At 66.7% G+C, this 15630-nt stretch carries 11 protein-coding genes; 3 read left to right on the forward strand and 8 right to left on the reverse strand.

Going from position 1 to position 15630, the window contains the following annotated elements; translation table 11 throughout:
• The gene (dinB, locus tag CEX87_RS10055) at positions 1-1221 is read left to right on the forward strand and encodes a DNA polymerase IV (protein ID WP_064418178.1); all 1221 of its coding nucleotides are present in this window, start codon (positions 1-3) and stop codon (positions 1219-1221) included.
• Here the strand turns inward: dinB and CEX87_RS27355 are convergent.
• From CEX87_RS27355 to CEX87_RS10080, 5 genes are all read right to left on the reverse strand, one after another.
• Positions 1210-1713, reverse strand: a complete 504-nt coding sequence (locus CEX87_RS27355) for a hypothetical protein (protein ID WP_198957198.1) — start codon at positions 1711-1713, stop codon at positions 1210-1212. The genes dinB and CEX87_RS27355 overlap by 12 nt on opposite strands.
• Positions 1714-1757: 44 nt before the next feature.
• Entirely contained in the window at positions 1758-2762 is a 1005-nt protein-coding gene (locus CEX87_RS10065) for a PHP domain-containing protein (protein ID WP_064395087.1), read from the reverse strand.
• A 19-nt stretch (positions 2763-2781) separates the two neighbouring features.
• Positions 2782-3396, reverse strand: a complete 615-nt coding sequence (locus CEX87_RS10070) for a sensor domain-containing protein (protein WP_064418176.1) — start codon at positions 3394-3396, stop codon at positions 2782-2784.
• A gap of 32 nt (positions 3397-3428) precedes the next feature.
• On the reverse strand, positions 3429-4409 hold the full coding sequence (locus tag CEX87_RS10075; RefSeq protein ID WP_064418175.1) for a hypothetical protein: 981 nt from the start codon (positions 4407-4409) through the stop codon (positions 3429-3431).
• 496 nt (positions 4410-4905) lie between these two features.
• Positions 4906-5577, reverse strand: coding sequence for a potassium channel family protein (locus CEX87_RS10080; RefSeq protein WP_094287094.1), 672 nt, complete (start codon positions 5575-5577; stop codon positions 4906-4908).
• Positions 5578-5761: 184 nt separating this feature from the next.
• Here CEX87_RS10080 and CEX87_RS10085 point away from each other — a divergent pair, with 184 nt between their 5' ends.
• Entirely contained in the window at positions 5762-7258 is a 1497-nt protein-coding gene (locus CEX87_RS10085; protein ID WP_094287018.1) for a potassium/proton antiporter, read from the forward strand.
• A gap of 59 nt (positions 7259-7317) precedes the next feature.
• Positions 7318-8166, forward strand: coding sequence for an LLM class F420-dependent oxidoreductase (locus CEX87_RS10090; RefSeq protein ID WP_064418174.1), 849 nt, complete (start codon positions 7318-7320; stop codon positions 8164-8166).
• A 425-nt stretch (positions 8167-8591) separates the two neighbouring features.
• On the opposite strand, the gene CEX87_RS10100 is transcribed toward CEX87_RS10090, so the two are convergent.
• The 3 genes from CEX87_RS10100 to gltB form a co-directional block, all read right to left on the reverse strand.
• Positions 8592-9422 (reverse strand): polysaccharide deacetylase family protein, encoded by an 831-nt coding sequence (locus tag CEX87_RS10100; protein WP_094287020.1) that lies wholly within the window; start codon positions 9420-9422, stop codon positions 8592-8594.
• Between the two features lie 73 nt (positions 9423-9495).
• Complete coding sequence (locus CEX87_RS10105; RefSeq protein ID WP_064395053.1) at positions 9496-10962, reverse strand: glutamate synthase subunit beta; 1467 nt, start codon at positions 10960-10962, stop codon at positions 9496-9498.
• Positions 10955-15538 carry a glutamate synthase large subunit gene (gene gltB / locus CEX87_RS10110; protein ID WP_094287022.1) on the reverse strand — a complete coding sequence of 1528 codons (4584 nt, stop codon included), beginning with the start codon at positions 15536-15538 and terminating at the stop codon, positions 10955-10957. The genes CEX87_RS10105 and gltB overlap by 8 nt, the downstream gene beginning before the upstream one ends.
• Between the last annotated feature and the right edge of the window lie 92 nt (positions 15539-15630).

Consider the following 15630-nt stretch of genomic DNA (forward strand, 5'->3'; position numbering starts at 1 on the left):
ATGTTCGTGTCGACTGGTTTCGGGGCAGCGGCGGCGAGCATCCTGCACGCTGACCTCGATTCGTTCTACGCCTCGGTCGAGCAGCGTGATGAGCCGTCGCTGCGCGGCCGGCCGGTCATCGTCGGGGCAGGTGTGGTGCTCGCCGCCAGCTACGAGGCCAAGGCATACGGCGTGCGAACCGCGATGGGCGGACGAGAAGCCCGCCGCCTCTGTCCGCACGCGATCGTCGTGCCTCCGCGCATGTCGGCGTATTCACAGGCCAGCCACGACGTCTTCGAGGTGTTCCACGACACCACACCGGTGGTCGAACCGCTGTCGGTCGACGAGGCGTTCCTCGATGTGTCGGGGCTGCGTCGGGTGTCGGGCAGCCCGGTCGAGATCGCCGCGCGGCTGCGGGACCGGGTCCGCGAAGAGGTCGGGCTGCCCATCACGGTCGGGATCGCGCGGACCAAGTTCCTGGCCAAGGTCGCCAGCCAGGAGGCCAAACCCGACGGGCTGCTGCTCGTCCCGCCCGATCGTGAACTGGCATTCCTGCACCCGTTGCCGGTTCGGCGTTTGTGGGGTGTCGGCGCCAAGACCGCCGAGAAGTTGCACACCTACGGCATCGAGACCGTCGCCGACGTCGCCGAGCTCAGCGAGCCCACTCTCGGATCCCTGGTCGGGGCGGCGATGGGCAGCCGGTTGTTCGCGCTGTCGCGCAACATCGATCGCCGTCGGGTGGTCACCGGCGTGCGCCGGCACTCGGTCGGCGCGCAGCGCGCGTTGGGCCGGCGTGGCAACACGATGTCGGCGCAGGAGATCGACGCGGTCGTCGTGAACCTGATCGACCGCATCACCCGGCGGATGCGCAAAGCCGGCCGGACCGGTCGCACCGTGGTCTTGCGACTGCGCTTCGACGACTTCGGCCGCGCCACCCGGTCTCACACGATGCCACGGGTGACCGCGTCGACCGAGGTGATCCTGCACGCCGCCCGAGGCCTCATCGCCGCGGCGGCGCCGCTGATCGCCGAGCGCGGTCTGACCCTCGTCGGGTTCGCCGTGTCCAATATCGATCGCGACGGTGCACAACAGCTCGAGCTGCCGTTCGAGGAGAGCCACGACACGACAGCGGTCGACGAAGCGGTCGACCAGGTGCGTCAGCGGTACGGCAATTCGGCGGTGACCCGCGGTGTACTGCTGGGCCGCGACACCGGTCTCGAAGTGCCCCAGCTACCCGACTGACCCGGGCCTGCCCTTGCGCGGCTGGGCCTTCTTGGCCGTCGTCCTCTTCGCCGTCCTGCCGGGCTTCGGCGGGGGGTTGGCGGCTTCCGTTTTCGCCGACTTCATCGGCGGGACAGCCTTTTTCGCCGGCGTCTTCTTGGCGGGAGTCTTGGTGGCGGCCTTCTTCGCGGCCGTCTTCTTTGCCGGAGCCTTCTTCACCGGCGCCTTGGTCGCCGCCTTCTTGGCGGGCACCTTGGTCACCTTCTTGGCAGGCACCTTCTTCGCGGGCACCTTCTTGGCCGGTGCCTTCTTGGCCGGTGCCTTCTTGGCCGGTGCCTTCTTGGGTGCAGCCGATGACGGTGGCGCCGACGGCGGTTGGATCTGCTCGGCCTGGTCCTCGGGCTCGCCGCTGACGCGTCGCACGAGGCGCCCGGCCGTCTCGCCCGCAGCGGTCGCGAGCTCTGCGGCACGCGCGCCGAGCGCCGCGGCCGTCTCACCGATAATTTTTCTCACAGTGACCCTGTACCCCGTTCGGGGCGGTTAACCGCGGGCGATTCTCATGATCCGGCCCACGTCAGCAATTCCTCGGCGGGCCAGGTGTTGACGATGCGGTCGACCGGCACCTCGGCATCGAGCGCACGTTGCGCGCCGTAACCGAGGAACTCCAGCTGCCCGGGTGCATGCGAATCGGTGTCGATCGAGAACAGGCAGCCGACCTCCAGCGCCAGCTTGAGCAGTCGGGTCGGCGGGTCACGTCGCTCGGGTCGAGAGTTGATCTCAACGGCCGTTCCATGGTCCCGACATGCCGTGAACACCTTCTCGGCGTCGAATTTCGATTCCGGCCGCATCCCACGTCCTCCGGTGACCAGGCGGCCGGTGCAGTGGCCCAGCACATCGGTGTGTGGGTTGGTGACCGCCTTGAGCATCCGGCGCGTCATCGACGGGGCGTCCATCGCCAGCTTCGAATGCACGCTGGCCACCACGATGTCCAGCCGCTCGAGCAGTTCCTCCTCCTGGTCGAGAGAGCCGTCCTCGAGGATGTCGACCTCGATGCCAGTCAGAATCCGCAGCGGGGAGACCTTCTCGCGCAACTCGTCGATCACGTCGAGTTGTTGGCGCAGCCGCTCGGGCGACAGGCCGTTGGCGATCCGAAGGCGCGGCGAATGGTCGGTCAGCGCACAGTACTCGTGGCCCAGATCCCTTGCCGCCGACATCATTTCCTCGATGGGGGCCGAGCCGTCCGACCAGTTCGAATGCACGTGCAGATCGCCACGCAGCGCGGCGCGGACGTCACCGCCTCCGAGATCCTTTGCATTGGAGCGCAATTCGGTCAGCACTTCGGGTTCGCGCCCGGCCCATGCCTGCGCGATGACCTTCGCGGTCTTGGGGCCGATGCCGGGCAGCGACTGCCAGCTGTTGGCGGTGCCGTGGCGGTCACGCTCGGCGTCGGAGAGGGCTTCGACGACGTCGGCGGCATTACGGTAGGCCATCACCCGGCGGGGGTCCTCGCGCGCACGGTCCTTGTAATAGGCGATCTGCCGCAGGGCGATGACGGGGTCCATCACTCCAGTGTGCACAGGCCTAGTCGACGCGGTCGAGGATCGCTCGGGAGATTGCCGAGGCGATGCGCTCGGCATCGGGTAAGGCCACCACAGATACGTCGACAATGATCGTCGACTTGACTGAGAAGACCGACACGAAGCCACTGTTGAGCAGGACCACTTCGTCCTGATTCGGCCGCGAAATCGTTCCGCCTAAGTGGGGAAGGTTCAGATCGACGCATTCTTCCATCGCCGCGACATGGCGGTCGAATGTTACCCGCGCGGCGGATTCGTCCGGGTAAACGACCACGTTCTGTACGACAGTGGCCATCACGGGCACGATCAGTGGAGCAGTTCCGTCCCCAGTCGCGCCGGACGTTCTCGGCCGGCGACCACCGGACGGTAGATCGCCAGAATCCGCGATCGACTTGAACCGGGTCCAGTTCGCGCCGAAAACAATGCGCTGATCCGCCATGTCACGGCACGGACCCTCCGGCGTGTAGTCATCCCCGACCGGTTCGTCGGTATCTACCTCACGTGTGAACTCGTCGAATCCGCTGATCTCCCTTACATGTTCCAGGCTCAGCGGTAAACGCTCCGTAATGTCCTCGCCATCCGGTTCGACGTGGCTTTGGCAAGCGAGACCGGACAGCATGACAAGGCATCCGAGGGCGAGCACTCTTGGAATCAAGCCGGCACAGCCTTCCCGATAGTAGGTTTGGCGGAAATCAGACCACTCGGTACCGCCGTGCTCTGAGGAACCTGCGCCGAGTTGTCCACCGTCGGTGGGGGTGTAACAGTGGGCTCGGGAATGCCGAGCTGAACCGCGTCAGCGGCGAGTTGCTGCTGTTTCGCGTAGATGCGCTCGGCGTTGGCAGAAAGTTCGGCCCCGCGCGCGTTCCAGAGGCCGACTGCCACGCTGTTAGTCGGCGGCGGACGTGTTCGCAGGTGTGCTGCAACGGCGGCATTGTGGGCTGCGGCCTCCCGCTGCAACTCGTTCCAGTCGACATACCATGCTGCGACCTCGTCCGCGGGAGGACTGTAGTCGTCGTCACTTGCGCCCGGCGGGCCTTCCTTTGTGTCGTTTGTGACGAGTCGTACCCCGTTGCTTTTCCTGTTCGGCAACGGGACACCGCCGTGCTCGTCGAAGACGAGGTTCTCAACTTGGCTGAGCCTCTGGGAAAGTCGGGCTGCGATGTGGTTATCGAGGCTGATGAGCTGTGCCGCATGGTAGCGGATATCTTGAGCGAACTCTTGTGCTTCGGCTTCACGGGCCGCCCGCTCAGCGACAGTGCCGCCGGTGCGGCGATCGGTGACCGAGTACTCATCTCCGACATCGAATCCGGCGTCTCTGGCTGCCGTTAGGGCGTCTCGGAAGCGGTTCTGGGCTAGCTGTACGTCAGCCGCGCCCTGGCGGGCGACCGTAACAGCTTCGCGGAGATCGGCGACTGGACCATTCGCGACTCGTATGCGGTCCCAATACGCGCGCTCGGCCGCGGCGTCGGAGCCTGCTCCATCCCAGCCGCCGTCCCGGGTTCGCTGCTCGACCTCGACGAAGGCGCGTTCCCACCGGTGGGCGAGATCATCCCAATAGTCCGCACCTTCGGTGAGGTGATGGCCGGTCCAGGCGAGCAGTTGAGAAACGGTCGGCGAGCCGGTCGACTCCACCTACGAGACCTCTTGATCTGCTGCGCGCACGGCATCCGCTGACCGCGTGTCGACATCGTGGTAATTGAGGCTGGCAGCGCTGACCTTAGCGGCGGTGGCTTGCATCCGGGCGGACATCGCGGTAGCTGCAACCCCTACAGCAGAATGCCCCGCGCTCATCGCCGCCGAGCTCACCTGAGTCGCGTGCCCTGGTGCCGGAGGAGTCCCGGCGCTCATTTCGGTAGCTAGAGCACCGCATCTGTCCGCCAACGCTTGAAGTTCGTCGTTGACTACCCGCAAGGGACTCATAACCCAAGTTTAAAGTCGCGCCCCGTCGCTACAGGACACCACTATGTGGCGAACCCCAGTTGGCGTATACCTGCCGGCTGGCCAGCGAGGCCGGACTGCTCGTGCGGTCCTTATCGCGCGTTGGTGGCGACATCCTCAGTGCCGCCAGAAGGCATCGTGGGCGCCGAGGGGGAGCACTCTTGGAATCAAGCCGTGCGACCGCCGCACATCAGGAGTCGTTGATCGCGCCGTGCACGAGCGCGGCGACTTCGCCGTGGGTGGAGCCGCCGGCCAGGAAGAGCATCTCGTCACCGGCTTCCAACACGTCGTCGGGCCGGGGCAAGACGATCCCGCTGGCGCGGATGATGACCGCCAGCGCGGTGTTCTCCAGCAACGGCAGGTCGCGCATCCGCTGACCGACCAGTGAATCACCCTCGGGCAGCGTCAGTTTCGCCAGGCTGACCTGCCCGTGCCGTAGCTGCATCAGCCGCACCACGTGGCCGATGTCGATGGCGCCCTCGATCGCCGCCACCAGCGCGCTCGGTGCAGAGACCGCGACGTCGACGCCCCACGCCTCGGTGAACAACCACTCGTTGCGCAGGTCGTTGACCCGAGCCACCACGCGGGTGACGCCGAACTCCGTCTTGGCCAACAACGCGGCGGCCAGGTTCACTTTGTCGTCGCCGGTCGCCGCGATCACCACGTCACACATCTGCAGCCCGGACTCTTCGAGCGAGGACAACTCGCACGCGTCGGCGAGCAGCCATTCGGCGTCGGGGACCGTCCCCGGTTCGTAGTGCCGCACGTCGTGTTCGATCAACAACACCTTGTGGCCGTAGTCGATCAGTTCCTGCGCCACCGATCGGCCGACTGCCCCGGCACCGGCGATGCCGACCCGCATCATCGTCCGCTCCTCGACGCGCTGCGATGCGTCGAGTTGCCGCCAGCGGAGCCGTATCACGCACTCATACTTACCCATCGCGGCGGATTTGGGCGCAGCTAACGGGTCAGACTGCTCGGTCACCGCCCGTGGTAGGTGTTTTACTGCCTCTCACACCGCCCACCCGGTCCCGAACGGGGATGAAATGACCCTCGAGCAGCTCTATCTTGTGCTGCTGATCGCTGGGGTGGTGCTGCTGGCGAGCATCGTCGCCACCAGGGCCGCCAGCCGGGTCGGGCTGCCCAGCCTGCTGCTCTTCCTCTTCGTCGGCGTCATCGTCGGCGAAGACGGGCTCGGGCTGGACTTCGACAACTATCTGCTCGCCGACCACTTGGGCACGGTGGCGCTGGCCGTCATCCTCGTCGAAGGCGGCCTGACGACCCGGTTCTCCGACATCCGGCGCGTCCTCGCGCCTGCCGGTTTGCTCGCGACAGTCGGCGTCGCGGTCAGCATGCTCATCACGGCCGCCGGGGCGCACCTGCTGCTGGGTACCAACTGGCAGCTGTCGCTGCTGCTCGGCGCGGTCGTCTCCGTCACCGATGCCGCGGCGGTGTTCTCGGTGCTGCGCGTGGTGCCCCTGCCCCGCCGGGTGGCGGGCTTGCTGGAAGCCGAGTCCGGCTTCAACGACGCCCCCGCCGTCATCCTCGTTCTGATGTTCAGCGTGGCCCCGCTCGAGCTGTCGCCCGTGCACGCACTCACCGAACTGGTCTACGAGCTGGTGGTCGGTGCGGCGATCGGGATCGGCGTCGGCTATCTGGGCTCGATGGCGTTGCGCCGCATCGCGCTTCCGGCGTCGGGACTGTATCCGTTGGCAACGTTCGGGCTCGGCATGGTCGCGTTCGCGGCGGGCGGCACCGCACACGCCAGCGGGTTCCTCGCCGCGTATGTGGCCGCGGTCGTGCTCGCCAATACCGGGCTGCCTCACCGGTCGGCGACGCGGTCGTTCGCCGAGGGTCTCGGCTGGCTCGCTCAGATCGGACTGTTCGTCCTGCTCGGCTTGCTCGTCGACCCCAGTGACCTGGCCGCGGAGGTGGTGCCGGGCATCGTGACGGGTCTGGTGTTGCTGCTCGTCGCCAGGCCGCTGTCGGTGTTCGTCTCCCTGGTGTGGTTCCGGATCCCTTGGCGCGAACAGATTTTCGTCTCCTGGGCGGGTCTGCGCGGCGCCGTCCCGATCGTGCTGGCCACCTTCCCCATCGTGGGCGGTGTGCCCGACAGCGTCCGCCTTCTCAACATCGTGTTCATCCTGGTGGTGGTGTTCACACTGGTGCAGGGCCCCAGCCTGCGTTTCGTCGCGCATCGGCTGGGGCTGATCTCGAAGGAGGCGACGCGGGAGATCCAGGTGGAGTCGGCGCCCCTCGACGTGCTGGACGCGGAACTTCTGACGATGACGGTGCAGGCGCCGTCACGGTTGCACAACGTCACGGTGCTGGAATTACGGCTACCCGATCCGAGCGTGATCACGTTGATCATCCGCGACGGCCGCACCTTCGTGCCGCAGCCCGACACCCGCATCGCGATCGGTGACGAGCTGCTGATCGTCACCACCACCAAGACGCGTGCCGTGGCCGAACGCCGCCTGCGTGCGGTGAGCCGCCGCGGCAAGCTCGCGTACTGGTTCGACGAATTCGGCGAAACCGATTAGCCGCGCGGAGGACTCGGCGCACAGCTCGCTGCCAGGCACTCGGGACTAACCTCGGTTCAGTGAGGTTCGCTTTCAAGACATCGCCGCAAAACACCACGTGGGCCGACATGCTCGCGGTGTGGAAGGCCGCCGACCAGATCGACGTGTTCGAATCCGGCTGGACGTTCGACCACTTCTACCCCATCTTCTCCGACTCCACCGGCCCCTGCCTGGAGGGCTGGGTGACGCTCACCGCGCTCGCGCAGGCGACCGAGCGGTTGCGCCTCGGTGTGCTCGTCACCGGCATCCACTACCGCCACCCCGCGGTGCTGGCCAACATGACCTCCGCGTTGGACATCGTGTCCGACGGCCGACTCGAGCTCGGTATTGGCGCGGGCTGGAACGAGGAGGAGTCCGAGGCGTACGGGATCGAGTTGGGTTCCATCCGTGAGCGGTTCGACCGCTTCGAGGAGGCGTGCGAGGTGCTCACCAACCTGCTCAGCCAGAAGACCACGTCGTTCGACGGGAAGTTCTTTCAACTGAAGGACGCTCGTAACGAGCCGAAAGGCCCGCAGCGGCCGCATCCCCCGATCTGCATCGGCGGCAACGGCGAGAAGCGCACGCTGCGCATCACCGCCCGATACGCCCAACACTGGAACTTCGTCGGCGGAACGCCGGAGGTATTCGCCCGCAAGCGCGACGTGCTGGCCGGCCACTGCGCCGACATCGGACGGGATCCGGCCGAGATCATGCTGTCGGCCCACGTGCGGCTGGACCCCGACCTCAACTACGACAAGGCGCTGTCCGAGGCCGCGGCACTGGGACGGGAGGGTCTGGATCTGGCGATCATCTATCTGCCGCCGCCGCACGATCCGGCTGTGCTCGAACCGCTGGCCGACGCGATCGCCGCGTCGGGCCTACGGCGTTAGCCGCCGTTTCTGACGGTCACGAAAATATAACGATTTGGCAAACGCGCGGTGGCAGCGCTTCAGCGCGAGGGAGTTCGCGCTTTCCAGTTCGCTAGACGCCGTAGAGACGAAGCTCGTCGGCAGTGATGAGGCGTTCGGCTTTGGCCGGGAACTCGCGGCTCTTCAGCGGATGACGGAGGAGTGACCAGGCGATTCGGCTGACCCGAGACCGGGATAGCGGGTTGACATACACGGAACTGACTCCTGTGTCGAAACCGATAGCTGACCGGGGCCCAACCTTACCGCAGTGCCCCCATGAAGTCATTAGAACCCGACAGCCGGCAAACTGTGGTAGGCGCGCCGGACAATCATCTGATGTTTTTAGAGTTGCTGAAGTGACGCATGTGACTCGGTTTCCGAATCGCTCGGTCTCCCGCCTCGTGCCGTCACGGTCGCAGGAACACGTCGTTCAGCGTCACGGTCCGCAGCCCGCGCGCCCGAATGATGTCGACCAACTCCCCGAAGACCTCGGTGACGGGCGAATGGTTGAGATGGCCGATCACAATCGTCTGCGCGGTGAAGTGTTTGTCGGCCATTGCGACGACCTCCGCGGCCGGGATCCACACGTGGTCCTCCAGCGTGCCCGACCACAACGTGTCGATGGTGTAGCCGAGATCGGCCGACACCTTGTCGACGTGGGGGCCGGTCGCGCCGTAGGGCGGCCGGAAGTACGGACGTGCGTCCACGCCGTACGTCTTCCACAGGAAGTCGTGGTTACGGCGGAACTGCTCGGCCACATCGACCAGTGACAGCTTGGTGAGGTCGGGGTGCGACCACGTGTGGTTGGCCAGCTGGATCTGACCGTCGTCGACCAGCGGACGCAGCAGGTCGGCGTGATCGGTCCACGACCGGTAGATCCCGTTGACGAAGTAGGTCAGGCGTATCCCGGTGTCCTTGGCGAATTGCGTGTAAGCCCGCACAACCTCACTGCTGACACCGTCGTCGACGGTCAGCGCCAACAGGTCCCCGTCGCCGGGCAGGCTGCTCAGCACGCCACCGCCGGGTAGCGCGATCCGCGCCGACGCCGGTGGCGGCGGCAACAGGCCGACCGAGGGTGCGGGCGGGACCTGCGCGGCCACACCAGCGACTCGCGGTTGTGCCGCGGTCGCGCAGCGGCTCAGGCCCACTGCGCCGAGGGTGGCGACGGACAGGGCCGCGACGAAGTTGCGCCGGTTGAGTCTCAGCCCGGCGCCGGCGGTTGGGGAGCGGCCGATCACCGCCCTTACTGTCGCGCGCTCGGGCGCAAAAGCCGCCCATTGCGCGGCGTGTCGCGCCGGAACCTACCGGGAGCTACCGCTGCGGTACGGCGGTCGGCTTGATCGGCGCCGGAAGCGCTGAGCGGCCCATCAGGTAGCGGTCCACACCCGCCGCGGCCGCGCGGCCCTCCGCGATGGCCCACACGATCAGCGACTGCCCGCGCCCCATGTCGCCCGCGACGAAGACGCCGGGCACCGAGGAGGCGAAGTCGGCGTCTCGGCTGACATTGCCCCGCTCATTGATCTCGACGCCGAGGTCGGTCAGCAGGCCTTTGCGCTCGGGACCGGTGAAGCCCATCGCGAGCAGCACGAGATCGGCTTCCATCTCGAACTCGGTGCCCTCGACCTTCTCGAACTTGCCCGCGTTCATCTTGACCTCGTGGCCGCGCAGTCCGGTGACATGCCCGTCGCGGCCGATGAACTCCTCGGTGTTGACCGAGTAGACGCGCTCGCCGCCTTCCTCGTGCGCCGAGGACACCCGAAACATCAACGGGTAGACCGGCCACGGCGTCGAGTCGGCGCGTGTCTCCGGCGGCCGCGGCATGATCTCGAACTGGTGCACGCTGGCCGCGCCCTGGCGGTGCGCGGTGCCCAGACAGTCGGCGCCGGTGTCACCACCGCCGATGATGATGACCTTCTTGTCCTTCGCGTGGATCGGCGGCAGGCCGTTCTCGTCGGTGACGGGGTCGCCGAACTGCACGCGGTTGGCCCACGGCAGGTACTCCATCGCCTGATGGATGCCGTCGAGCTCGCGACCCGGGATCGGCAGGTCACGCCGCTCCGTCGCGCCGCCGGCGAGCACCACCGCGTCGAACTCCTTGCGAAGCTGCTGCGCTGTTATATCAATGCCGACGTTGACCCCGGTGCAGAACTCGGTGCCCTCGGCCGCCATCTGCTCCAGACGACGGTCGATGTGGCGCTTTTCCATCTTGAACTCGGGGATGCCGTAACGCAGCAGCCCGCCGATGCGGTCGTCGCGCTCGAACAGCGTGACGCTGTGCCCGGCGCGGGTCAGCTGCTGGGCGGCGGCCAGCCCGGCCGGGCCCGAGCCGACGACGGCGACCTTCTTGCCGGTCTTGACCTCCGGCGGCAGTGGCGTCACCCAACCCTCGTCGAAGGCCTTGTCGATGATCTCGACCTCGACCTGTTTGATCGTGACCGGATCCTGGTTGATGCCCAGAACGCAGGAACCCTCGCACGGCGCGGGGCACAGCCGGCCGGTGAACTCCGGGAAGTTGTTCGTCGCATGCAGCCGTTCGATGGCGTCGCGCCAGCGGTCGTTGCGCACCAGGTCATTCCACTCGGGGATCAGGTTTCCCAGCGGACAACCGTTGTGGCAGAACGGAATCCCGCAGTCCATACAGCGGGTTGCCTGCTCACGCAGGGTGTCGTGGGAGAAGTCCTCGTAGACCTCTTTCCAATCGCGCAGGCGAATCGGCACGGGCCGCCGCTGCGGCGTCTCGCGCTGGGTGTATTTCAGGAAACCGCGGGGATCAGCCACTGGCGGCCGCCATGATCGCCTCGTTGACGTCGGCGCCGGTGCGTTCTGCCTCGGCGATCGCCTCGAGCACCCGTTTGAAATCGCGGGGCATCACCTTGGTGAAGTGCTTCACGTTGTTGTCCCAGTCGTTGAGTATCCGTGCTCCGACAGCGGAATCGGTGGCATCGACGTGGGCCTGGATCATGCCCGCAAGCCATTCGAGGTCCTCCTCGTCGAGGCCCTCCAGTTCCACCATCTCGGCGTTGAGGTTGTCCGGTAACGCGCCGTCGGGGTCGTAGACGTAGGCGATGCCACCGGACATGCCCGCGGCGAAGTTGCGCCCCGTCGGACCGAGGATTGCGATCTTGCCGCCGGTCATGTACTCACAACCGTGGTCGCCCACACCTTCGACCACCGCGTGCGCACCGGAGTTGCGCACCGCGAACCGTTCGCCGACCTGGCCGCGGATGAACACCTGGCCGCTCGTCGCACCGAACAGGATCACGTTGCCCGCGATGATGTTGTCCTCGGCGACGTAGTCCTCGGGTGCGCTGTCCGATGGCCGCACCACGATCCGTCCACCCGAGAGGCCCTTGCCGACATAGTCGTTGGCGTCGCCGTAGACCCGGAGCGTGATGCCCTTCGGCACGAACGCCCCGAAGCTGTTGCCCGCCGAACCGTCGAAGGTGATGTCGATGGTGCCGTCCGGAAGGCCCTGCCCGCCATAGGCTTTGGTCACCTCGTGGCCGAGCATCGTGCCGACTGTCCGGTTGACGTTGGCGATCGTCGTCGAGAAGCGCACCGGCGTCTGTGAATCCAGCGCTTCGCGGCACATCACGATCAGCTGCTGGTCGAGCGCCTTGTCAAGGCCGTGGTCCTGACGCGAACTGCAATACAGGTCCTGGTTCATGAACGCCGACTCGGGCTCGTGCAGAACCGGCGTCAGGTCGAGCTTGTAGGCCTTCCAGTGCTCGGCGGCCTTCGTGGTGTCCAGCGCGCCGACTTGCCCCACCATCTCGTTGACGGTGCGGAAGCCCAACTGGGCCATCATCTCCCGCACCTCTTCGGCGATGAACATGAAGAAGTTCTCGACGAATTCGGGCTTTCCGGTGAACCGCTCGCGCAGCACCGGATTCTGGGTGGCCACGCCCACCGGACAGGTATCGAGGTGGCAGACGCGCATCATGATGCACCCCGAGACCACCAGCGGCGCGGTGGCGAAGCCGAACTCCTCGGCGCCGAGCAGTGCGGCGACCACGACGTCGCGGCCCGTCTTGAGCTGACCGTCCACCTGGACGACGATGCGGTCGCGAAGACCGTTGAGCAGCAACGTCTGCTGGGTTTCGGCCAGTCCGAGTTCCCACGGGGCGCCAGCGTGCTTCATCGACGTCAGCGGGGTCGCGCCGGTGCCGCCGTCGTGGCCGGAGATCAGCACGACGTCGGCATGCGCCTTGGACACACCGGCGGCAACCGTTCCGACGCCGTTCTCGGATACCAGCTTGACGTGCACGCGCGCCTGCGGGTTGGCGTTCTTCAGGTCGTGGATCAGCTGCGCGAGATCCTCGATCGAATAGATGTCGTGGTGCGGCGGCGGAGAGATCAGGCCGACGCCGGGCGTCGAGTGCCGCACCTCGGCGACCCACGGGTAGACCTTGCCACCCGGAAGCTGGCCGCCCTCACCGGGTTTCGCGCCCTGAGCCATCTTGATCTGGATGTCGGTGCAATTGCTCAGGTAGTGGCTCGTCACGCCGAACCGCCCCGAGGCCACCTGCTTGATCGCGCTGCGGCGCCAGTCGCCGTTCTCGTCGCGGTCGAAACGCGACACCGCCTCGCCGCCTTCGCCCGAATTCGATCGTCCGCCAAGGCGGTTCATCGCGATGGCCAACGTCTCGTGCGCCTCGGCGGAGATCGAGCCGTAACTCATCGCGCCGGTCGAGAACCGCTTGACGATCTCGCTGGCCGGCTCCACCTCCTCGAGCGGCACCGGCGGGCGCAACCCGTCGCGGAACTTGAGCAGGCCGCGCAGCGAGGCCATCCGCTCGCTCTGATCGTCGACGAGCTTGGTGTATTCCTTGAAGATCTCGTACTGGCCGGTGCGAGTGGAATGTTGCAGCTTGAACACCGTGTCCGGGTTGAACAGGTGGTACTCACCCTCCCGGCGCCACTGGTACTCGCCGCCGACCTCGAGTTCGCGGTGCGCCCACTCGTCGGGCCGGTCGAGATAAGCCAACGCGTGCCGGGCGGCGACGTCGTCGGCGATGTCGTTGAGGTCGATTCCGCCGACGGGACAGGTCAATCCGGTGAAGTACTCGTCGAGCACCTGCTGGTTGATGCCGATGGCCTGGAACAGCTGGGCGCCGGTGTAGGAGGCCAGCGTCGAGATGCCCATCTTCGACATCACCTTCAGCACGCCCTTGCCCGCGGCCTTGACGTAGTTGGCCTTGGCCTGGTCGCTGGAGATGCCGGTGATCACGCCGCGGTCGACCATGTCCTCGATCGACTCGAAGGCCATGTATGGGTTGATCGCAGCCGCGCCGAAGCCGCACAGCATAGCCATGTGGTGCACCTCGCGGGCGTCGCCGGCCTCCACGACCAGCCCGACCTTTGTGCGGGTGCGTTCCCGGACGAGGTGGTGGTGCACGGCCGAGACCGACAGCAGCGACGGGATCGGCGCCATCTGCTCGTTGGATTCGCGATCCGAGAGCACGATGATGCGGGCTCCCTCGCGAATCGCGGTCGACACCTTGGCGCGCACGTTGTCCAGCGCCTCCTTGAGACCCTGCCCGCCTCGGTTGACCGGATACAGGCAGCGGATGACGGCCGCGCGCATGCCGTGCTTACGCCCGCGGATCTCGTGGTCGGGGTCGACGCAGATCAACTTGGACAGGTCGGCGTTGCGCAGGATCGGCTGCGAGAGCACGATCTGTCTGCAGGATTCCGGACCCGGGTTGAGCAGGTCGCCCTCCGGTCCGACTGCGCCCTGCAGGCTGGTGACGACTTCTTCCCGGATGGCGTCCAGCGGTGGGTTGGTCACCTGGGCGAACAGCTGCTGGAAGTAGTCGTAGAGCATCCGCGGGCGTTGCGAGAGCACCGCGACCGGAGTGTCGGTGCCCATCGAGCCCAGCGCCTCGGCGCCGGTGCGCGCCATCGGCGCGACCAACAGGTTGAGCTCCTCGTAGGTGAAGCCGAAGATCTGCTGGCGCAGCACGACCCGGTGGTGCGGCATCCGCACATAGTCGCCCGGCGGCAGCTCATCGAGGTCGAACAGGCCGGCGTCGAGCCACTCCTGGTAAGGGTGCTCGGCGGCGAGCTCGGCCTTGATCTCCTCATCGGAGACGATGCGGCCCTTGGAGGTGTCGACCAGGAACATGCGGCCGGGCTGCAGACGCATCCGCTTGACGACGGTCGACGGGTCGAGTTCGAGCACGCCTGCCTCCGACGCCATCACCACCAGGCCGTCGGCGGTGACCCAGATCCGCGACGGACGCAGGCCGTTGCGGTCGAGCACGGCGCCGATCACCGTGCCGTCGGTGAAGCAGACCGATGCCGGGCCGTCCCACGGCTCCATCAGCGAGTCGTGGAACTCGTAGAACGCCCGGCGCGCCGGGTCCATCGACTCGTGTCGCTCCCACGCCTCCGGGATCATCATCAGCATCGCGTGCGGCAGGCTTCGCCCGCCCAGGTGCAGGAGTTCGAGCACCTCGTCGAACCGGGCGGTGTCCGACGCCCCGGGGGTGCACACCGGGGTGATCTTGTCGAGATCCTGATTCGGGCCGAACACGTCGGTCTTGATGAGCGCCTCTCGTGCGCGCATCCAGTTCTCGTTGCCGGTGACGGTGTTGATCTCGCCGTTGTGGGCGATGCGCCGGAACGGGTGGGCCAGCGGCCACGACGGGAACGTGTTGGTCGAGAAGCGTGAGTGCACGATGCCCAGCGCACTGGTGAGGCGGTCGTCTTGCAGGTCGAGGTAGAAGGCCTTGAGCTGCGGGGTGGTCAGCATGCCCTTGTAGACGAAGGTTTGCCCGGAAAGGCTTGGGAAGTAGACGGTTTCACGCCCGGGCCCGTCCTGGCCCGGGCCCTTGGTGCCCAGCTCGTGCTCGGCGCGCTTGCGCACCACGTACGCGCGACGCTCCAAATCCATGCCCGACGCACCGCCCATGAACACCTGCCGGAATGTCGGCATCGCGTCGCGGGCCAGCGCGCCCAGCGGCGAGTCGTCGATCGGCACCTCGCGCCAGCCCAGGACCTCGAGTCCTTCGGCCTCGGCGATCTTCTCGACGGCCTCACACGCGGTCGCCGCATCCTTCGACGACTGCGGCAGGAACGCGATTCCGGTGGCGTAGCTACCCGGCTCCGGCAGCTCGAAGTCGACCACCTCGCGCAGGAACGCGTCGGGAACCTGCAACATGATGCCCGCACCATCGCCGGTGTTCGGCTCGGCACCCTGCGCGCCGCGGTGCTCCAGGTTCACCAGGGCGGTGATCGCCTTGTCGACGATGTCGCGACTGCGGCGGCCGTGCATATCGGCCACCATCGCGACGCCGCACGCATCGTGCTCGAACGCGGGGTTGTACAGCCCTTGCATCCTGGGCGCCATTCGCACCTACCCTTTTCCTGCACGTCTTATGAAGCTTCTGCCTGACAGCCGTAGACAGCGGCGGTTAGCCGGTCCGGCCATGGAGTGCCTTC

It is taken from the genome of Mycobacterium lehmannii (genome assembly GCF_002245535.1).
Taxonomy (GTDB): Bacteria; Actinomycetota; Actinomycetes; order Mycobacteriales; family Mycobacteriaceae; genus Mycobacterium; species Mycobacterium lehmannii.